We start from the raw sequence: 19,345 nt of genomic DNA, 5'->3' as shown, positions 1-19,345 counted from the left end.
CTATTGCCACGCTACCTGAGAGTCGTCACCACCCATGAAAGACACCGTCGCCCAGTTATTGGAACAGGCTCTGAAGTCACTGATGGCCAAGGGCACCTGGCCGGATGATCTGCCCATCAATATTCAGGTGGAACGCACCCGGGACAAGTCCCACGGCGACTTTGCCAGCAATGTGGCCATGACCCTGGCCAAGCCGCTGAAGTCCAACCCGCGAGCCATCGCCCAACAGATTATTGATGCCCTGCCCGACAGTGAGCAGGTCACCAAGGTGGAAATCGCCGGGCCGGGCTTTATCAACTTCTTTATGAACGAGGCCAGCCAGTTCCAGATCGTCGAGCAGATTTTCGCCCAGGGCGAGCAGTTTGGCCGCCGCGCCGATCAGGGCCAGCGCATTCAGGTGGAATTTGTCTCCGCCAACCCCACCGGGCCGCTGCACGTGGGTCACGGCCGGGGCGCCGCCTATGGCGCCAGTGTCGCCGCCATGTTGGAAGCCGCTGGCTACGACGTCAGCCGGGAGTACTACGTCAACGACGCCGGTCGGCAAATGGATATCCTCGGCACCAGTGTCTGGCTGCGCTATCTGCAGGCCTGCGGCGAGGACCTGCCCTTCCCCAGCAACGGCTATCAGGGCGACTACATCCGCCACTACGGCGAAGACCTGCACCACAGCCACGGCGATACCTTGCGCCACAGCGCCGCCGAGGTCATGGCCGATATCCCCGCCGATGCACCGGAGGGCGGCGACAAGGAATTGCACATTGACGGCCTGATCAACCGCGCCAAGTCCCTACTGGGCAAGGATTACCAGATTCCCTTTGCCAAGGGCTTGGATGAGATCCTCGGCGATATCCGCACCGATCTCGAAGAATTTGGCGTCCATTTTCAGGCCTGGTTCTCAGAGCGCAGCCTAACCGTCGACCCCAACCAAGTGGAAGCCGCCATTGCCCGCTTGGAAGACAAGGGCTTTATCGAAGTCCGCGACGGCGCCAAATGGTTTTTGTCCACCCAGTTTGGCGACGACAAAGACCGGGTGGTGCAGCGGGACAACGGCCAGACCACCTACTTTGCCTCCGATATTGCCTATCACCTCAATAAATTCGAACGGGGCTTCGATCGTGTGGTCAATATTTGGGGCGCCGATCACCACGGCTACATCGCCCGGGTGAAGGCGGCACTGCAGGCACTGGATGTGGATCCCGAGCGGCTGATTATCCGGCTTGTGCAGTTCGTCTCACTTTTCCGGGGCGATGAACAAGTACAGATGTCTACCCGCAGCGGCTCCTTTGTTACCCTGCGAGAGCTGCGCCAGGAAGTGGGCGACGACGCAGCGCGCTTCTTCTACATTATGCGCAAGGCGGACCAGGCCACCGACTTTGACCTGGAGCTGGCCAAGTCCCAGAGCAAAGACAACCCGGTGTACTACATTCAGTACGCCCACGCTCGGGTGGCCAGCATCCTGCGCAAGCTAGATGAAGCCGGCGAAGGCTGGAGTCAGGAAACCGGTTTGGCGGCCCTGCCGGTACTGAGTGAAGAAGTGGAAAAGCAACTGCTGGTGCGACTGGCCCGCTACCCCGAGGTATTGGCCAACGCCGCCGAGCAGTTCGAGCCCCACAGCCTCGCCCACTACCTGCGGGAACTGGCGGGAGAGTTCCACAGTTATTACAACGCCCACAAAATCCTGGGCGAAGAGCGGGCCCTGCGGGATGCACGTTTGGCCCTGTCAGTGGCAGTACAGCAAGTACTGCGCAATGGATTGAACCTGCTGGGCGTAAGCGCCCCGGAGGAAATGTAAGGCATGGCGACCAAAAAACGCAGCACCCGCGGCGCAACCCGCAGCCCCAATACCCGTCCCGGTCTACCCGCGTCGGTCCTGCTGGGCAGTGGTTTTATCGCCGGCGTGGTGGCCACGGTGCTGGTTTTCAAAGCGGTGGACGGCGACAGCCCCAGGACACCGGCCAGCACCGCTGCCCCTAAAACCGCCAAAGCCGAGAGCAAACAGAGCGAGGCCGAGCGCCCCGCCAATAACACCAAGTTCGACTTTTTTACCTTGCTGCCCGAGCGGGAAGTCATCGTTCCTGACGAGACTCCCAAGGCCGAGCCCAAGGTGGTCACGCCCAGCGACACCAGTACCGAGAAGAAAGTCGAACCGGCCCTACCGCCAGAGAAAACCTTCCAGACCGGCGAGCAGTACACCCTGCAAGCGGGCTCCTTCCGCACCAACGAAGATGCGGAAAGCCGCCGGGCGCAGATTCTGCTGCTGGCTCTGGATGCCCGGGTGGAGACTGTGGAGATCAACGGCGAGCGCTGGCATCGGGTTCACGTTGGCCCCTTCCTGACCCACAACACCCTGTCGGAAGCCCGGGCCAAACTGATTGCCGAGGGCATCGACACCCTGGTGATCCGCCGCAAGAACTGATCGCTACCGGGCTGGGCCAGGGACGCTTGAAAAGCCCCGGCACCACCCCCATTACTGACGCTTGAGCCAAGAGACAAGGAGCTTCAAGTGGAACAGTTCCACGGCACAACTATTCTCTCCGTTCGCCGCGGCAATCAGGTGGTAGTGGGCGGCGACGGCCAGGTCACCCTGGGCAACACGGTGATGAAAGGCAACGCCCGCAAGGTGCGTCGACTTTATAAAGACAAGGTTATCGCCGGATTTGCCGGCGGCACGGCCGACGCCTTCACCCTCTTCGAACTCTTCGAAACCCAGCTGGAGAAACACCAGGGCAAACTGGTGCGGGCCGCCGTCGAGTTGGCCAAGGCCTGGCGCAGCGAGCGGGCCCTGCGGCAACTGGAGGCACTGCTGATCGTCGCCGACAAGGAAACCACCCTGGTGATCAGCGGCAACGGCGACGTCATCGAACCGGAAGACAACATGATCGCCATCGGCTCCGGCGGCTCCTTTGCCACCGCCGCCGCGCGAGCGCTGATGGATAACACCGAGCTGGGTGCGCTGGATATTGTCGAGAAAGGGCTGAACATCGCCGGCGATATCTGCATCTACACCAACCACAGCCGCACTATCGAGACTCTGGAATACTAGAAGACTATGGCTAACAACACTCCCTCCGCGAACCTGCCGTCCACCATGACGCCGCGGGAAATCGTCCACGAACTGGACAAGCACATCATCGGCCAACAGGACGCCAAGCGGGCCGTGGCCATTGCGCTGCGCAATCGCTGGCGGCGGATGCAGGTGGCCGAAGAGCTGCAGCCGGAAATTACCCCTAAGAACATTCTCATGATTGGCCCCACCGGGGTCGGCAAAACCGAAATCGCCCGCCGCCTGGCCAAGCTGGCCGGCGCGCCCTTTATTAAGGTAGAAGCCACCAAGTTTACCGAGGTAGGTTACGTCGGCCGGGATGTGGAATCCATCATCCGGGATTTGGTGGACGCCTCACTGAAACTCCACCGCGAGCGAGCCATGGCCCAGGTAGCCCACCGCGCTATGGACGCCACTGAGGAACGCATTCTCGATGCCCTGCTCCCCGCCGCCCGGGGCGAGACTGAAGACAAAGAAAGCTCCACCCGCCAGGTGTTCCGCAAAAAGCTGCGGGAAGGCGAACTGGACGACCGGGAAATCGACGTGGAGGTCAGCGCGGCGCCAGTGGGTGTAGAAATCATGGCGCCGCCAGGCATGGAGGAAATGACCAGTCAATTGCAGGGCATGTTCTCCAAAATGGGGGGCGACCGCCGCAAGACCCGGCGCATGACCGTAAAAGCCGCTTTCAAGCAGATTCAGGACGAAGAGGCCGCCAAACTGATCAACGAAGAAGAGTTGAAAATGCAGGCGGTGGAATCGGTTGAGCAAAACGGCATTGTGTTTATCGACGAAATCGACAAAGTCGCCAAGCGCCAGGAAACCGGCGGGGCCGACGTCTCCCGGGAAGGGGTGCAGCGAGACCTGCTGCCATTGATTGAAGGCTGCACCGTCAGCACCAAGCACGGCATGATTCGCACTGACCACATTCTATTTGTGGCCTCCGGCGCCTTCCACCTTAGCAAGCCCTCGGACCTGATTCCCGAACTTCAGGGCCGCCTGCCGATCCGGGTCGAGCTGTCAGCGTTGACCCCCGACGACTTCGAGCGCATTCTCACCGAGCCCCGGGCATCGCTAACGGAGCAATACCGCGCCTTGCTGGCCACCGAAGGCCTGGAAGTCACTTTCAGTGAGGACGGTATCCGCCGCATTGCCGAGACCGCCTGGCAGGTTAACGAGCGCACCGAGAATATCGGCGCCCGCCGGCTGCACACGGTAATGGAACGCCTGCTGGAGGAAATCTCTTACAGCGCCGGCGACCGCACCGAGGCACTAACGGTGGATGCCGACTATGTTGGCGAGCAGCTGGGCGAGCTGGCTCAGGACGAAGATCTGAGTCGCTTTATTCTGTAATTAGGGCCTGCTTCGATGACGCCGACTGATATAAAACTGCACAAAAAATCCCGGGAACTGGAGCTGTGCTACGCCGATGGCAGCAGCTTTCGGCTCAGCTGTGAATTCCTGCGAGTGCATTCGCCGTCGGCAGAGGTACGGGGTCACGGCCCAGGACAGGAGGTCCTGCAGCACGGCAAGGCCAATGTGGACATTGTCGATATCGCCCCGGTGGGGAACTATGCCCTGCAACTGAGCTTTAGCGACGGCCACGACACCGGTATTTATTCCTGGTCTTACTTGCGGGAGCTAGGGGAAAACCAGGACGCCCTGTGGCAGGCTTATCTGGAACGCTTGCACGAGGCCGGCGCCAGCCGCGACCCCGATGAGCAGGTGGTACGCTTCTTCGATAGCTAAACGGAGGGCTTAGCTGGCGTCTCGCATGGCAATCTGCGGGCGGATATCCAGCCGGCCATCTTCGGCCAGCACCGCAATGCTGGTGCCCACCGGGTTCTCAATCACCACGATAGGGGGCTGACAGCGGGGCTGGCGAATAAACTTCAGCGACCAGCCAAAGTTTTCCATTCGCTTTAAGGACTGTAATTGTCCGTCGGTAAGCAGGTCCCGGGAGTTCTCCGGAACTGGCTGTTCACCGCTGCGCTTGTCTTCCAACATGCTCCACCTGTGCGCCGCATTTTCAATGCCACTATTTTAAAAAGTTGCGCGCGGCGTCACAGTGGTGGCTTACACGTATAGACGGGCTTACAGGTTCTCCTCGGCAAAAGCGGCCAGGCGAGAGCGCTCTATGCCGTTGACGTGCATGATTCCAGCGTGAGGAAAATGTTTGCTCTTCTCGGACAGGTAGGTCAGCCCCGAGGTCAGCGGCGAAATGTACTTGTTATCGATCTGCGCCAGGTTACCCAGCACCACGATTTTGGAGTTCACCCCAACCCGGGTGATGATGGACTTGAGCTGGAACTGAGTCAGACCCTGGGCCTCGTCAATGACGATATAGGCGTTATTGAAGGAACGGCCCCGCATAAAATTCAACGACTTAAACTGGATATTGGCCTTGTCTTTGACGTATTCAATACTGCTAAAGGGCGACTCGTCACTGCCGTGGAGCACCTCCAGGTTGTCGTCAAAAGCCGCCAGCCAGGGCGCCATTTTCTCTTCCTCAGTGCCGGGTAAGAAGCCGATATCCTCTGCCATCGGCGGCGTCGATCGCGCCACAATCAATTTGTCATAGCGCTTCTCTTCGAGAATGGCGTGCAGCCCGTAGGCCAGGGCAATCAGGGTCTTGCCCGAACCCGCCGGGCCCGTTAACACCGTCATATCGATATTGGGCTGGGCCACCAAAAAGAAGGCCATGGCCTGCTCCAGGCTGCGGGGCTTAAGGCCCCACATATGCTGGTTCATCAAGCGTTCCCGGCACAAGTCCAGCAGCTCCATGCGCTGGTCATCCAGTGCCCGCACCATGCCGACAAAGCCGTTGTCGTCATAAATAAACTGATTGATGTGGACATTGGGCACCACGTCGCGGCTGACAATATGGATGGCCTGGGAACCCTCTCGCAAGGTCTCCACCGACTCCACCTGATCCCAAAAGCGGCCGGCAATATGTTCGTAGCCCTTGGACATATAGTCGATATCGTCCAGCACCCGGTCGCGGCGGTAATCCTCCACATTCTCCAGACCCGAGCCCTTGGCCTTGAGTCGCATGTTGATGTCTTTGGTCACCAGGCAGACATGGGCGTCGGGTTGCTTGCTTTGCAGGTGCAGCGCCACATTGATAATGCGGTTGTCGTTAGCCTGCTGAGGGGTACCGTCCAGATAAGGTGCGCCAGTGTCGTGGTTAATCAACTGGTCGGGAAAGATCGCCAGGCAGCCGGTGGGCTGCAATTCTGCGGTTGAAGGCAGGGCCACGCCATCCTGAATCTCCTTGGGGGAGGCGTTAAACAGAATTTTGTCGATGGCATTGATGGCAATGCGTGCCTCGCGACTGACATCCTTGTCGCGACGGTCCTTAATGTGATCCAGCTCTTCCAGTACCGTCATCGGTACCACCACCCGGTGTTCCTGAAACGCGTTCAATGCCATCGGGTCGTGAAGCAGCACGTTGGTATCAAGGACGAAGATTTTTTCCATAGCAGGCTCTCGATTGGGGGTGTCGGCACAGAGCGCAGAACGCCCGCGCGCAGACGCAGAGTCCGGCGCATTGGTTGCCGACGACAGGGGGCGATTGGAAGAGGTGAAGGGGGCTGCGGCAGGGTCAGTATCGCGCGAGTCGGCAATATCAGACGAGGTGCCTGGGGTGTCGGTTGAGCTGTCGGCGCGAAGGCCGCTGAGCGATGACGGCAAAAGTATGACCGCTCCACAAAAAGACCACTTGCCTCGATTATTGAAACTCCACACCAACAATGTCAACCGTTATTGTGCTGGATGGTCGCTCCTGCCCGACCGCTGTTCAAAACATGAGCTGCGCACCAGCGACCGTGTTGGCTCATCTGGTGCAGAGTCATAAACTCGACAAGACGCCGGGGGCGATTTCCGCTACCCTATCGCCCTTTTATCGACGGCCTTTTCCCACTACACCGCTCCTCTGCCGGGGCGCCAACAGGTACACCACTCCATGCTCGACCAGGACTCCCTTTCTCAACTCAAGCAGTTGAAAACCAACATTATTGAAAGCAAAGACCGGGGCGAGGGCGAAGTGCGCGGCAGCCAGCGACGCTTCGGCTTCGTTAAGCTGGACGACGGCCGTGACGTCTTTCTGGCCCCGGATGAGATGCAGCGGGTGTTCCCCGGCGACCGAGTACGCATCAACGTCATCACTGACGACAAGGGCAAGTTCAAAGCCGAGCTGGAAAAACTGATCGACAGCCCGCTGGGCATCTTTACCGGCCGCTATGTGATCAGGGGGCAGGGCCATTTTGTAGAGCCGGATCTGCCCCGGTTCAACAAACTGCTGTTTATCCCCCCTTCACAGCGTAAAAAGGCCAAGCCCGGCGACCTGCTCCAGGTCAAGGTCACCCGCCACCCCTTTCGGGACGGCAAGTCCCAAGTCAATATCATCGACAATATTGGTCAGCCCGACGAGGCCGGCATTGAGGGGCGCTATACCATCAGCAAGTTTGAATTACCTCGACAGTGGCCCAATGACGACATACCCGAGCAGGATAGCCGCGCCGAAGCCCGGGAAGATCTGCGGGATCTGCCACTGGTTACCATCGACTCCGCCGATACCCGGGACGTGGACGACGCCCTGTGGGCGGCCCCCGAAGGCGACGGCTGGCAGCTGGTGATCGCGGTTGCCGACCCCGGTGCCTACATTGCCCCAGGCAGCCCCCTGGATCTGGCTGCCAGAGCCCGCGCCAATACCGTTTACCTGCCCGGCTGCGCCCAGCCCATGCTGCCCGAGGCCATCACCCAGGACCGCTGCTCACTGCTGCCCGACGTCGATCGGGCCGCCATTGTCTGCCGATTAAAGGTGAGCGCCGAGGGCGAAATCAGCGACATTCAGTTTAGTGAAGCGCTGATCCGCTCCCACGCCAAACTTAGCTACCAACAGGTCCAACAGCACCTGGACGGCAGCGACACCCTGGACCACGACGCGCTGGGCCATCTCAAGGCGGCAGCCGATGCTCTCAAGGCTTACCGACGCCAGCACTACCTGATCATGCCCGAGCAACCGGACTTCCGCTACGAGCTGGACGACAATAAGCGCATCTGCGCGATTGCACGGGTCGATCGCAACGACGCTCACCGCCTGGTGGAGGAGTGTATGCTGGCCGCCAACCGCGCCGCGGCCCAGTGGCTGGGGGACAGCCCGGCTCTGTACAACAGCCACCCCGGCCTGCGGGAAGACCGCTACGACAGCGTCAACAAGGTTATCGCCAGCGAGCTGCCCGCGTTGGCAGGCACTGACATCACATCACTCGAGGGTTACCAGGCGCTGATCAAGGCCGCCGAAACCACCGATTCTACGCTGCCTCTGCAGAGCATTTTTGCCCGCATGCTGCGCCCCGGAGAGCTCAGCACCTCGCCCAAGCCTCACTTTGGCCTGGGCTTGGAGCGCTACTCCACCTTTACGTCGCCGCTGCGCAAATACAGCGACCTGCTAGTACAGCGCTGCATCCGCGCCAAACTTCAGGGCGAGCAGCCCGCGCTACCCGACGACGAGACCATTGCCGCACTGCAAGAACAGCTGCGCCACAGCCGTCAGGCCAGCCGCCAGCTGGAGCAGTGGCTGCAGTATCAGTACTTGGCTGGGCAGGATAAAGATGCCGTCTACCAGGGACGCATAGCCCACATGAATGGCGGCGGCTTTACCGTGGAGCTCAACGACACCGGCATCAGTGGTTTTGTGGAAGCCCGCTCCATCCCCGAAAAACTTAGCTTCGACGCGGACACCCTGCGACTGTTCAACGCGGAGAAAAATTACCAGCTGGAGCAAGCGGTAAACGTGAAGGTCGCGGAGATCGATCCCTTCCAGCGCCGCCTGATCTTCACTCTGCTGGAGCCCGAGCAGGCGCCGATGGAGACTGAGACAGAGAAGGCGCAAGGCGAGAGCTAGGCGCCCCGCTCTCCGCCTGAATCCCCTTCCGCGCCCGCCAGCTAAAATTCAGCGTGGCGGGGCACCCGGGGGAAGGGAATTGCATCGCGGATGTTTTCCATGCCGGTGATGTAGTTAAGCAGGCGCTCAAAGCCCAAACCAAAGCCAGCGTGGGGCACAGTGCCATAGCGGCGCAGGTCCCGGTACCAGTCCAGACCGTGGACTCCCTGTTCCGCCATGCGCCGGTCCAACACGTCCAGGCGCTCTTCCCGCTGACTGCCGCCGATAATTTCGCCGATGCCCGGCGCCAGCACATCCATCGCCGCCACGGTTCTATCATCGTCATTAAGGCGCATATAGAAGGCTTTGATTTCCTTGGGGTAGTGGGTGACGATCACTGGCCCACCCACATACTCCTCGCACAAATAGCGCTCGTGCTCTGACTGTAAGTCCGCCCCCCACTGCACAGGGTACTCAAAGGACTTGCCGGATTTTTCCAGCACCCTGACCGCATCGCTATAATCCAGCCGGGCGAAGTCGCTGCCAGCGACTTTCTCCAGGCGCTCCAACACGGTCTTGTCGATAAACTGGTTGAAGAAGCCCAGATCTTCCTGACACTGCTCCAGCACCGCATTTAGCAAATAACGCAAGAAGTCCTCAGCCAAAGCTGCATCGTCATCCAGGTTGGCGAAGGCGATCTCCGGCTCCACCATCCAGAATTCAGCCAGGTGGCGACTGGTATTGGAGTTTTCCGCACGGAAAGTGGGCCCAAAGGTATAGACCTTGGACATCGCCAAGCAATAGGCCTCGGCATTGAGCTGGCCGGAGACGGTAAGGAAGGCCTCCCTGCCAAAGAAGTCTTCGTTAAAATCGATGCGGCCATCATCTTGTCGCGGTGGATTCACCATATCCAGAGTGCTCACCCGGAACAGCTCTCCCGCCCCCTCGCAGTCACTGGCGGTGATCAAAGGGGTGTTGATCCACTGAAAGCCCCGCTCAAAGAAATAGCGGTGCACGGCATTGGCCAGCACCGTGCGCACCCGGGTGATGGCGCCAAAGGTATTGGTCCGCGGTCGCAAATGAGCGACGCTGCGCAGGTATTCGAAGGTGTGGCGCTTCTTGGCCACCGGGTAACTCTCTGGGTCGTCCACCCAACCGATAACCTCAACTTCACGGGCCTGGATTTCCACCGACTGGCCCTTGCCCTGAGAGGCCACCAGCTCGCCCCGCACAATGACTGAGCACCCGGCAGTTAAGTGTAAAACCTCGCTCTGGTAGTTATCTATTTCACCAGGCACCACGGCCTGAATCGCGGGGTGACAGGAGCCGTCGTGAATAGCAAGAAAGGAAAAGCCACCCTTGGAGTCCCGCCGGCTGCGCAGCCAACCGCGTACCTCCACCTCCGCACCGGGGGAGACATCGCCCGCCAACAAGGTTTTCACCGAACTCACTGTCATGCTTTTCTCCAATAACGTCGATATCGTTTGAAGGGAATTATACGTTCCTCACCGCCGAACGTGTTTCTGTCGCGCCGGCAATCGATAGCCGATAAAGTAACGTGAACTGTTTTCTACGCCAATGCCGCTATGCACGCTGAACATTTTGTCGCCCACCGGGGCTGGCGTCACCGCTACCCGGAAAACACCTTGCTAGCCTTTCGCGAGGCTATTGCCGCCGGCGCGGTCAATCTGGAGCTGGATGTCCAGCTCAGTGCCGACGGTGTGGCCTTTGCCTTCCACGACCCCGGCCTGGAGCGCCTTTGCCAGCAAGAAGGCATGATCTGGGACTACTCTGCCAGCGAGTTGAAGACATTCACCGCCTTTGAGCCCTCCCGCTTTGGCTCGCGTTTTGCAACATCAGACGGTGTGGGGGTCTGCCCGCTGCGGGAGGTCGCTACCTTGCTGACGGAGCACCCCCAGGCCAACTGCTTTGTCGAGCTCAAGGCAGAAAGTCTCAGTCAATTTGATGCAACAACGGTGTACAACGCGGTTGCGACGGCACTGAGCGGCGTGGAATCCCGCTGCGTGCTGATCAGTTTTGAGCTGGAAGCACTGCTCTACGCCAAGAGGCAGGGTTGGCAGCGCCATGCACCCGTATTTGACCAGTGGCCGGACTGGCAACTGGCCTCACTGTGGCAACTGCAGCCAGAGGTAGTGTTCTGCGATCGCACCATCGTGCCTGGCGATATCGACCTGCGCACCTTGCCGTGGCCAGCATTGATCTACGAGGTCAGCACCGCCACCGACGCACGCTACTGGTTTGAGCGGGGCGCCGCAGCCGTAGAGACCTTTCAGATTGGCGAAGTATTGGAGGAATTCGGGCTTGCCTGAACATCACAACACGCCAGAGCATATAGACACAGAAGTGGCCGTAATCGGCGGTGGCGTCCAGGGCGCCGGGATTGCACAGGCAGCGGTCGCCGCCGGCTACAAAGCGGCCATTTTCGAACGCCAGCACTGGGCGGCGGGGACCTCCCGGCGCTCCAGTAAACTGATCCACGGCGGTCTCCGCTACTTGGAGACCGGGCAAATTCCGCTGGTTTACCACAGCCTGCAGGAACGTGCGCACTTATTGCGCAACGCCCCTGATTTAGTGCGGCCGGTCAAATTTCACATTCCCATCTATCGCCACACTCGCCGCCGCGCGTGGCAAATCCGCGCCGGACTGATGCTGTATTTTCTGCTGAGCGGCGGCGGCAAGCTGGCCCGTTTTCGCAAACTCAAGCGCAGCGAGTGGTCGACTCTGGACGGGCTGGATACCCAGAATCTTCAGGCTGTCTTTCAATACTGGGATGGTCAGACTGACGACCGCAAGCTCACCGAGGCGGTGATTGAGTCGGCACAAGACATGGGTGCCAACACCTACTGCCCAGCCAATTTTCTGCGGGCCGAGAAAAACGCACTGGGCTATCTGCTGCACCTGGAAATGAACGGCCGATCGGTGACCTGCCAGTGCCGCTGTCTGATCAACGCCACCGGGCCCTGGGTCAACGATATTGCCAAACGGATCGACAGTGGCAGCGTCGCCAGGGAGGTCGACTTGGTCAAGGGCAGCCACATACTGGTCAACGGCCGACTGACCCAGGGGGTGTATTACCTGGAGTCGCCCATCGACCAGCGGGCCGTTTTCGCCATGCCCTGGGGTGAGCAGACCCTGGTGGGAACCACGGAAATTCTCCATGAGCAAGGGGCGGACAGCGTCGAGGCCAGCCCGGAAGAGATTCACTATCTTCAGGAGACCCTCCGCCACTACTTCCCCAATGCCGACACTGAGGTACTGGACGCCTGGGCGGGGCTACGGGTTCTACCCCGCTCTGACGAATCAGCCAACGAACGGGATCGGGATACCGTCCTGCACTGTGAACCGGCATCCAGGCCCAGCATGGTGGCGGTATACGGGGGCAAGCTGACCAGTTACAGGCATACCGCCGACCGGGTGATTAAAGCGATTAAACCCACCCTGGGAGCGCGCCCAAAGATTGCCGATACCCGCTTTGTCGCCCTTGCTCCCAGCAGCGAAACCGGAGCCTAAAAAAGCTTCGGCAAGCCACACCGAGGCCATTTTTGTAGCCCCAAACCAATACCTTACCGAGATGTAACCCAACGGCCATCGTTACCCCTTGCTAACCGCTTTATTACAAGCCGCTAATAATAAACGTAAGCCGTTGTAAAACTTAGATTTTATAGCCAAAAAATAGATTAAAAACCGCCATCTAAGCAGCTTTACCAACAGCCCTGTTGATCCCGACCTGTAACCCACTGTAACGGCCTCGCTCCCTATACTGAAACTGTCAAATTTAGCAGCCACTCCAAAGGGAGAACGCCATGAGCCACATGACTATTCAACAGCAAAACGCCGTAGAAAATGTAATGGATATCGCTGCACGGGCAAGTCTGCTTGCCATCGTTGCCGCTGGTCTTATTTTCTGCATGGTCGCTATCTAAGCGACTTGCGCGACTACTTCAACGGAGGAAAACATCATGATGGATTTTCATACTAAAGCTTTTTGCGCCGACCACGCCAGCAACTCAGCCCTGATCGGCATGCGGGTCATTTTGTTGGCGGTTGCCGCCGGCACGATTGTCTATAGCCTGGCGCAACTGGTCTAAACTGAAGCCAGCCAGCTGCCACAAATAAGCAAAGCAAGTGGACGACGCACAGCCACTGGGCAACAATGGGGCCCAGCACTGTTAACCCCAAAACGTCGAGTCCACTTGCCCATGGCACCACCTAGTTCAAAAGCAACAGCCAGCGCCACACAAACACCGAGACAAGACCTGCACCGGTCCCCCTACATGTTGCTAAGCACCCGCAAACGCGATGGCAGCTTTGTGCCAACACCGGTCTGGTGTGCAGGTGACCACAACACCTTGTATATGTTTTCAGCCGGTGATGCAGGCAAGGTAAAACGCCTTCGCAATTTCAGCGAATGTCGCGTTGCACCCTGTACAGTGAGCGGCAAACGCCTGGAAGGGGACCAAGAGGCCAGTGCCGAATTGATCAGCGGCGAAGAAGCACAACGCGCTCACCGAGCGCTGGTAAAAAAGTACGGCTGGCAGATGCGACTGTTGGATATCGGCGCCGGCTTGGCGGGGCGCAAAAAGCGCCGGGCGTTTATCCGCGTCGATCTGGGCCCAACGGACCCAAAGTAACCTGTCATTTAAGCCAATTACCCGTCAGGCCGTTTTCGATACAGTCAGTCTCATAAAGACACAAACAGGGGATCGACTATGCGCAGCCTAGAACAGTGGCTCGACGAATATAACGCCGCCCACCAAAATCCGCGCAACAAGCTTATTCATTACTACTGTGTGCCTGCCATTGCGGTAACCACCATCGCCCTGCTGTGGCTGGTGCCTCTGCCTTTTGTCGAGGCCAATGTGGGGCAGCTACTGCTGATTCTGGCAATGGCTTTCTACGGCTATCTGTCCATTAAGCTGGCGTTGGGCATGTTGCCCTTTGTCTTAGCCATTGCCGCCGGCATCATGCTCTATCAAGCCCACATTAACGTGCCAATGTGGATGCCCGCAGCGGCCATCTGGATTATTGCCTGGGCGCTGCAGTTTGTCGGTCACAAGGCCGAATCCCAGAAGCCATCATTTTTTACCGACATCTTGTTTCTGCTAATCGGCCCACTGTGGATCCTCGGCGCAACCTTCGACAAACTGGGCATCCGCTACCGCCAAGCCGCATGAGCGAAACCCTAGTCGAGGGGCTTTCGACACAGCAAATGGACGTAGCGCCCAAGCTGCCAAAACGGCTCGAGGGCGCCGTACTGCCAATCAATCGCCAACATATCCTCGACACTGCGCTGGGCGCGAACAGCCCGGGGCATTAAGTCATAGCACAAGCGAACACCCCGCCTGGCCGCCACCATCAGGCCCGCTGATTGTACGGCCTTCATTACCCACTGCGGATCCCTGGGATAAGAGGGCGTCAAACCACCCGGGTGCCCGGCAAAGTCTTCATCCCGCAGTTTATACAGGTTGCCTTTGGCCATGTTGCTTAAAATCAGCGCGTTGCGGTTGTAAAACATCAGCGACATATAGCCACCGGGGCGCAGCGCCGCCACCAAATTGGCAATGACCGGCTCCGGCTCCTCGACCCACTCCAGCACCGCGTGGCACACAACCACATCAAAAGCCTCGCCTTGAACAGCGTCTTGAATAGCACACTGCTGGATTTTTAGCTGCCCGCTGTCGACATAGTCGGTTAAATCTCGCCGTGCTTGGGCCAACATTTCGCTGGAGATGTCACTGAGGATCACATTGTGACCCTGTTCCAAAAGCAGCGCGCTCAGCTGTCCCAAACCTCCACCGGCATCCCACACGGTTTTACCGCCCTCGGCCAACGACGGTAGATGTTTAGTCAGCTCTTGCCATACCGAGGTTAAACGAATCTCACCCTTGGGGTTGCCGTAGATATTGGTGCGAAAACGCTGGGCCAGGTCGTCGAAATTTCTATCGGGCATAGTTTTTCTTCAGACATAAAAAAACGGAGCGCCTGAGCGCTCCGTTTATCGCAGAAAGCAAACAGTTGTATATCAATTTCCAGTAACTGCCTGGCCATTGATCGTTGCGCTAATCAAAACACTCTCGTCACCATCTGCCTCAGTTTTTACTGGTAAACCATCACCTACGGATAACCATTCGGTACCACCGTCGGAGTCAGTGAACTTGCAGGTTTCAAACGTCCCTGCAGGCACCGTAATAGTTTCACGCCCCAGATATGTTGTAGTAACGGTGCGCTCGCTAACTTGTGGATCCTGTCCACCGGGCACAGGGAAGCCTCCAAAATCAGTCTCCACCGTTTGCGTGAAAGTCTGGATGTAACTATCACCTGGGTTCAAGTCGAATCGTTGCTCACGGGCAGGGTCAAACGATATGGTGGTAGTAATAGTAGTTCCAGGAAGCTGCGCCGACTCCGCTTCTGTCACCACTCCATAGGTAAGCAAGGTATTGCCACCATCCGCGTCACCCGAGTATGAAAAAGTGACAGACTGTGAATCGAAAGTATCGTCCGTCGCATCAGCATCCACTTCAGAACGGGCCTCCACAGCTTGGTTGCCTTTAAAGTCCGTAACTTGAGTAACCTCAGTTTCAGATGTCGTAGTCAAAACGACTTCGGATTCACCATCGGTTGACTCAAAGACAAACTGGTATGTGGTACCAACTGCTTCGTATATCGATAAATCACCACAAGCGAGTGCGCTACCGCCCGACACACCACCACCATCAGTAGCACCACCATCGTCTGTGGCACCACCATCGTCCGTAGCACCACCGTCATCAGCCGCGCCGCCATCATCCGTGGCACCGCCATCATCGGCTGCACCGCCATCATCTGTGGCACCGCCATCATCAGTCGCGCCACCATCATCCGTGGCACCACCATCGTCCGTAGCACCGCCATCATCCGTGGCACCACCATCATCTGTGGCACCGCCATCATCTGTGGCACCGCCATCATCAGTCGCGCCGCCATCATCTGTGGCACCACCACCATCATCGGTTGCACCGCCATCATCTGTGGCACCGCCATCATCAGTCGCGCCACCGTCGTCCGTGGCACCGCCATCATCAGTCGCACCACCATCGTCCGTGGCACCACCGTCGTCGGTCACACCACCATCATCTGTGGCACCACCATCATCTGTGGCACCACCATCATCTGTGGCACCACCATCATCGGTTGCACCACCATCATCGGTTGCACCACCATCATCGGTTGCACCACCATCATCGGTTGCACCACCATCATCGGTTGCACCGCCATCATCTGTGGCACCGCCATCATCAGTCGCGCCACCATCATCCGTGGCACCGCCATCATCCGTGGCACCGCCATCATCGGCTGCACCGCCATCATCTGTGGCACCGCCATCATCAGTCGCGCCACCATCATCCGTGGCACCACCATCATCTGTGGCACCGCCATCATCTGTGGCACCACCATCATCTGTGGCACCACCATCATCAGTCGCGCCACCGTCGTCCGTAGCACCACCGTCGTCCGTAGCACCACCGTCATCCGTGGCACCGCCGTCATCTGTGGCACCGCCGTCATCGGTTGCACCACCATCGTCAGTGCCGCCATCACCGTCTAAATCGGTGTCAAATGGCTCTTGAGCCTGAGGATCGCCGGCATAGTTGTAGGCGTTTGCTGCAGACGCCAATGCAGTGGCCATATCATTGGTAAAGTCGCCATACGGGCTATCAGCGACGGGCGTACCATCGACTTCACCGTCGATATCGCCATCGGCAATGTCGCTCACTATGGCTTTTAGCACTGTCAGTGCGGGGCTGCCATTCACATCGTTTTCGGCCAAATAGGCTAATGCAGCAAGCACTAATGCATAACGTCCGGCTTCATCGTCTGCCAGAGAACCGGGGTCGCTGTCACCGCCCAGCAGAGTTGGTACTGAGAGAATGTTGTTCAGCCCAGGCGCCAAACCCGCCCGCACCGCTTCATTTAATTCGTTGATTATTTCTGCCGTCAGCGGGAAATTGCCGGCATTCACCGCCAGCTGATAGGCCAACTCAGTCAACGGCGTGATCGCGGCATCATTGGCTGTCGGCGACAAGGCGCGTATGACATTGCCAGCGGGGAAAGGCACTTGAGTCATCAGTACCTCATCGTAGTACATGGCGTCGTCATCGCCGCTGACTTCATAGATAACGGGGCCACTGTAACTACCGAGGTCGATCAGAGCCTCGCCATTGTCGCCAGTTTCGCCAACCGCTATCTCAGTACTGTTATCGGGCTCCAGAGCACGCAAAGTAGCATTGGAAACCAAACCCAGAGAAGGGGTCACCAGCACACTGGTGCCCGCTGGTGGGTTGTTACCGTCTTTGTTTTTGTTGCTACTGCTATCTCCACCACAGGAAGAAAGAGCAACACAGGATACCAGCGCAATGGCCAGCGGGTGGCGAACAAACTTCATACATAGTCCCTCATAAGCTGTACAGAGACTCGCTTCTTATGTGGCGATTCTCTTGGCGACTCTTTTCGCGTCGTTGTGCAGGCGAGATGTTTCAGTGAAATATTACAAAAAATAAAGATAGACCATTTCAGGCCCCATGAAAATGGAAAAGTACAAAAAACGAAGGGCTGAGTTCAGGGGATAAAAAAAGGCCGGAGCGTTGCGCTCCGGCCTTTTTATGGGTTTGTGACATCCTTTGTCGCATCCAGTCCGTTGGACGCCCATGTCTTCCTGACAATTCCTATTATCCACAGTCACTCATCAGGAAAAAGCAGACATTTGCGTCAATTTGTGTGAGACATATCTCACACCACGGGTGTGACCGACTCCCTACGCGTCCAGGTCCGGAATCATGGTGTTTTTCAGCCACTCTATCGTATCTTTGATTTTGAGCTTTTCTTTCTTTAATCGCCGCAACATCAATTGGTTTTGATAGGGATTCTCCGACAATCGGGTGATTTCCTCATCCAACTGTCGGTGTTTGCGTTGCAATAACAAAATGCGGGCGCCGGGCGAAAGGCAATTGTCCATGGTGTGCAATAAAATCCAAAAAGTGGAGTCTGCGTGACTCCAGCGAATCCAACAGTCACCAGCGACATAGTCGGGCTGTGGCGATATCCCTCTTTTTACCCCTCCGCCGACGGCAGCACAAGTCTGGCGCTGATCTTTTTAGTCAGTCGGGTTGGATAGATTACGACATTGCTGGTGCAAGACCGTGGACCAATACTGCCTGTCGACAAGATACACCCTGACCGAAGAGGGGTGATTGCAGACAGCGAGGCAGGAATTATGCACACCGAACTATGCGACAAACTTGGCATTGAATACCCAATCTTTGCCTTTACCCACTGCCGCGATGTGGTGGTAGCCGTCAGTAAAGCGGGCGGCATTGGCGTATTGGGCGCCGTTGGTTTCTCTCCTGAAGAACTGAAAGAGGAGCTCGACTGGATTGACGAGCACATTGGCGACCTGCCCTACGGCGTGGACATCGTCATCCCCCAGAAGTACGAAGGCATGGGTGACATGTCACCGGAAGATCTGGAAAAACAATTGTGGAGCATGGTGCCGGAAGAGCACATTGAGTTTGCCCAGAAGCTACTGGCTGACCACGGCGTACCCGAATGGCCGGACGGCTCCCACAGCATGGGCCTGTTGGGCTGGACCGAAGCGACCGCCACGCCTCTGCTGGAAGAAGCCTTGACCCGTCCGAAGTGTAAGCTGATTGCCAACGCCCTGGGCACGCCGCCGGCCGATAAAGTCAAACGCATTCAGGACAGTGGCCGCCTGGTTGGCGCACTGTGCGGTAAAGTGAAGCAGGTTGTGGCCCACAAAGAAGCCGGCTTGGATTTCATCATCGCCCAGGGCGGCGAAGGTGGCGGTCACACCGGCGACGTCGGCTCTGTCGTTTTCTGGCCCCAGGCCGTTGCTGCGGCGGGAGACATCCCAGTTCTGGCCGCCGGCGGCATCGGTAGCGGCCAGCAAATGCTGGCGGCCATGAGCATGGGCTGTGCCGGCGTATGGACCGGTTCCCTGTGGCTGACCGTGGAAGAAGCACACGCTGAGCCCGCCCAGAAAGAATCGCTGCTCAAAGCCTCCAGCGAAGACACCGTGCGCTCTCGCTCCTGGACCGGCAAGCCCTGCCGGATGCTGAAAAACGACTGGACCGAAGCCTGGGAAGATCCCGCCAACCCCAAACCACTGGGTATGCCCCTCCAGGGTCTGGTCACCGGCGACGGTATTCGCCGCACGGCCAAATACGCTGCAGTGGGCGATTGCCAGAAAGTGGCCTTTAATCCGGTCGGCCAGGTAGTCGGGCAGATCAATCAGGTGGAATCCACCCGTCAGGTGATTTTCCGTCTGGTAACGGAGTACGTGGATGCGCTGGACCGGGTCAACAGCTTGATGCCCGAAGCCTAAGTTAGACACTACAGGCAAC

The 19,345-nt window shown here is 58.2% G+C and carries 18 protein-coding genes; 12 read left to right on the top strand and 6 right to left on the bottom strand.

Translation table 11 applies throughout. The annotated features are described in order from the left end of the window. Positions 1-34 precede the first annotated feature (34 nt). The 5 genes from argS to I6N98_RS01280 all read left to right on the top strand — a co-directional run bounded on the left by argS (position 35) and on the right by I6N98_RS01280 (position 4,789). Entirely contained in the window at positions 35-1,792 is a 1,758-nt protein-coding gene (gene argS / locus I6N98_RS01300) for an arginine--tRNA ligase (protein ID WP_198570031.1), read from the top strand. Positions 1,793-1,795: 3 nt separating this feature from the next. After that, positions 1,796-2,416: an SPOR domain-containing protein gene (locus I6N98_RS01295; protein ID WP_198570030.1), complete on the top strand. Its 621-nt coding sequence runs from the start codon at positions 1,796-1,798 to the stop codon at positions 2,414-2,416. A gap of 87 nt (positions 2,417-2,503) precedes the next feature. Further along, on the top strand, positions 2,504-3,043 hold the full coding sequence (hslV, locus tag I6N98_RS01290) for an ATP-dependent protease subunit HslV (RefSeq protein ID WP_198570029.1): 540 nt from the start codon (positions 2,504-2,506) through the stop codon (positions 3,041-3,043). Positions 3,044-3,049: 6 nt separating this feature from the next. Further along, entirely contained in the window at positions 3,050-4,393 is a 1,344-nt protein-coding gene (hslU, locus tag I6N98_RS01285; protein WP_232787425.1) for an ATP-dependent protease ATPase subunit HslU, read from the top strand. Between the two features lie 15 nt (positions 4,394-4,408). Continuing rightward, a complete protein-coding gene (locus I6N98_RS01280; protein ID WP_198570028.1) occupies positions 4,409-4,789 on the top strand; it encodes a gamma-butyrobetaine hydroxylase family protein in 381 nt (126 codons plus the stop codon). 9 nt (positions 4,790-4,798) lie between these two features. On the opposite strand, the gene I6N98_RS01275 is transcribed toward I6N98_RS01280, so the two are convergent. Together I6N98_RS01275 and I6N98_RS01270 are read right to left on the bottom strand one after the other, a co-directional pair. Next, positions 4,799-5,047, bottom strand: a complete 249-nt coding sequence (locus I6N98_RS01275; RefSeq protein ID WP_198570027.1) for a hypothetical protein — start codon at positions 5,045-5,047, stop codon at positions 4,799-4,801. Between the two features lie 87 nt (positions 5,048-5,134). Beyond that, positions 5,135-6,520, bottom strand: coding sequence for a PhoH family protein (locus I6N98_RS01270; protein ID WP_198570026.1), 1,386 nt, complete (start codon positions 6,518-6,520; stop codon positions 5,135-5,137). A 484-nt stretch (positions 6,521-7,004) separates the two neighbouring features. On the opposite strand from I6N98_RS01270, the gene I6N98_RS01265 reads away from it, so the two are divergent. After that, positions 7,005-8,948: a VacB/RNase II family 3'-5' exoribonuclease gene (locus I6N98_RS01265; protein ID WP_198570025.1), complete on the top strand. Its 1,944-nt coding sequence runs from the start codon at positions 7,005-7,007 to the stop codon at positions 8,946-8,948. Between the two features lie 41 nt (positions 8,949-8,989). On the opposite strand, the gene asnS is transcribed toward I6N98_RS01265, so the two are convergent. Continuing rightward, positions 8,990-10,384, bottom strand: coding sequence for an asparagine--tRNA ligase (gene asnS / locus I6N98_RS01260; RefSeq protein WP_198570024.1), 1,395 nt, complete (start codon positions 10,382-10,384; stop codon positions 8,990-8,992). A gap of 129 nt (positions 10,385-10,513) precedes the next feature. Here asnS and I6N98_RS01255 point away from each other — a divergent pair, with 129 nt between their 5' ends. From I6N98_RS01255 to I6N98_RS01240, 5 genes are all read left to right on the top strand, one after another. After that, positions 10,514-11,257, top strand: a complete 744-nt coding sequence (locus I6N98_RS01255) for a glycerophosphodiester phosphodiesterase family protein (RefSeq protein ID WP_198570023.1) — start codon at positions 10,514-10,516, stop codon at positions 11,255-11,257. Continuing rightward, entirely contained in the window at positions 11,250-12,458 is a 1,209-nt protein-coding gene (locus tag I6N98_RS01250; RefSeq protein ID WP_198570022.1) for a glycerol-3-phosphate dehydrogenase/oxidase, read from the top strand. The genes I6N98_RS01255 and I6N98_RS01250 overlap by 8 nt, the downstream gene beginning before the upstream one ends. A gap of 449 nt (positions 12,459-12,907) precedes the next feature. After that, positions 12,908-13,036 carry a hypothetical protein gene (locus I6N98_RS18675; protein ID WP_273475520.1) on the top strand — a complete coding sequence of 43 codons (129 nt, stop codon included), beginning with the start codon at positions 12,908-12,910 and terminating at the stop codon, positions 13,034-13,036. A 111-nt stretch (positions 13,037-13,147) separates the two neighbouring features. Continuing rightward, the gene (locus I6N98_RS01245) at positions 13,148-13,579 is read left to right on the top strand and encodes a PPOX class F420-dependent oxidoreductase (RefSeq protein ID WP_420496976.1); all 432 of its coding nucleotides are present in this window, start codon (positions 13,148-13,150) and stop codon (positions 13,577-13,579) included. Between the two features lie 78 nt (positions 13,580-13,657). After that, positions 13,658-14,122 (top strand): Mpo1 family 2-hydroxy fatty acid dioxygenase, encoded by a 465-nt coding sequence (locus I6N98_RS01240; RefSeq protein ID WP_198570020.1) that lies wholly within the window; start codon positions 13,658-13,660, stop codon positions 14,120-14,122. Positions 14,123-14,130: 8 nt separating this feature from the next. Here the strand turns inward: I6N98_RS01240 and I6N98_RS01235 are convergent, their stop codons facing one another. The 3 genes from I6N98_RS01235 to I6N98_RS01225 form a co-directional block, all read right to left on the bottom strand. After that, the gene (locus tag I6N98_RS01235) at positions 14,131-14,898 is read right to left on the bottom strand and encodes a methyltransferase domain-containing protein (RefSeq protein ID WP_198570019.1); all 768 of its coding nucleotides are present in this window, start codon (positions 14,896-14,898) and stop codon (positions 14,131-14,133) included. A 72-nt stretch (positions 14,899-14,970) separates the two neighbouring features. After that, the gene (locus I6N98_RS01230; protein WP_198570018.1) at positions 14,971-17,370 is read right to left on the bottom strand and encodes a hypothetical protein; all 2,400 of its coding nucleotides are present in this window, start codon (positions 17,368-17,370) and stop codon (positions 14,971-14,973) included. 369 nt (positions 17,371-17,739) lie between these two features. Further along, complete coding sequence (locus I6N98_RS01225; RefSeq protein ID WP_198570017.1) at positions 17,740-17,940, bottom strand: YdcH family protein; 201 nt, start codon at positions 17,938-17,940, stop codon at positions 17,740-17,742. Between the two features lie 258 nt (positions 17,941-18,198). Here I6N98_RS01225 and I6N98_RS01220 point away from each other — a divergent pair, with 258 nt between their 5' ends. Next, complete coding sequence (locus I6N98_RS01220) at positions 18,199-19,326, top strand: nitronate monooxygenase (protein WP_198570016.1); 1,128 nt, start codon at positions 18,199-18,201, stop codon at positions 19,324-19,326. Positions 19,327-19,345 lie beyond the last annotated feature (19 nt).

Origin of the sequence: Spongiibacter nanhainus (assembly GCF_016132545.1) — a bacterium.
Taxonomy (GTDB): domain Bacteria; phylum Pseudomonadota; class Gammaproteobacteria; order Pseudomonadales; family Spongiibacteraceae; genus Spongiibacter; species Spongiibacter nanhainus.
Note: the sequence above shows the minus strand (reverse complement) of the source record. Positions and strands in the feature narration are given on the sequence as shown.

What these genes read in the sequence shown, in the direction of transcription:
- argS (WP_198570031.1), top strand. Translation starts at nt 35, where the DNA reads ATGAAAGACACCGTCGCCCAGTTATTGGAACAGGCTCTGAAGTCACTG.
- I6N98_RS01295 (WP_198570030.1), top strand. Translation starts at nt 1,796, where the DNA reads ATGGCGACCAAAAAACGCAGCACCCGCGGCGCAACCCGCAGCCCCAAT.
- hslU (WP_232787425.1), top strand. Translation starts at nt 3,050, where the DNA reads ATGGCTAACAACACTCCCTCCGCGAACCTGCCGTCCACCATGACGCCG.
- I6N98_RS01280 (WP_198570028.1), top strand. Translation starts at nt 4,409, where the DNA reads ATGACGCCGACTGATATAAAACTGCACAAAAAATCCCGGGAACTGGAG.
- I6N98_RS01275 (WP_198570027.1), bottom strand. Translation starts at nt 5,047, where the DNA reads ATGTTGGAAGACAAGCGCAGCGGTGAACAGCCAGTTCCGGAGAACTCC.
- I6N98_RS01270 (WP_198570026.1), bottom strand. Translation starts at nt 6,520, where the DNA reads ATGGAAAAAATCTTCGTCCTTGATACCAACGTGCTGCTTCACGACCCG.
- I6N98_RS01265 (WP_198570025.1), top strand. Translation starts at nt 7,005, where the DNA reads ATGCTCGACCAGGACTCCCTTTCTCAACTCAAGCAGTTGAAAACCAAC.
- asnS (WP_198570024.1), bottom strand. Translation starts at nt 10,384, where the DNA reads ATGACAGTGAGTTCGGTGAAAACCTTGTTGGCGGGCGATGTCTCCCCC.
- I6N98_RS01255 (WP_198570023.1), top strand. Translation starts at nt 10,514, where the DNA reads ATGCACGCTGAACATTTTGTCGCCCACCGGGGCTGGCGTCACCGCTAC.
- I6N98_RS18675 (WP_273475520.1), top strand. Translation starts at nt 12,908, where the DNA reads ATGATGGATTTTCATACTAAAGCTTTTTGCGCCGACCACGCCAGCAAC.
- I6N98_RS01245 (WP_420496976.1), top strand. Translation starts at nt 13,148, where the DNA reads ATGGCACCACCTAGTTCAAAAGCAACAGCCAGCGCCACACAAACACCG.
- I6N98_RS01240 (WP_198570020.1), top strand. Translation starts at nt 13,658, where the DNA reads ATGCGCAGCCTAGAACAGTGGCTCGACGAATATAACGCCGCCCACCAA.
- I6N98_RS01235 (WP_198570019.1), bottom strand. Translation starts at nt 14,898, where the DNA reads ATGCCCGATAGAAATTTCGACGACCTGGCCCAGCGTTTTCGCACCAAT.
- I6N98_RS01230 (WP_198570018.1), bottom strand. Translation starts at nt 17,370, where the DNA reads ATGAAGTTTGTTCGCCACCCGCTGGCCATTGCGCTGGTATCCTGTGTT.
- I6N98_RS01225 (WP_198570017.1), bottom strand. Translation starts at nt 17,940, where the DNA reads ATGGACAATTGCCTTTCGCCCGGCGCCCGCATTTTGTTATTGCAACGC.
- I6N98_RS01220 (WP_198570016.1), top strand. Translation starts at nt 18,199, where the DNA reads ATGCACACCGAACTATGCGACAAACTTGGCATTGAATACCCAATCTTT.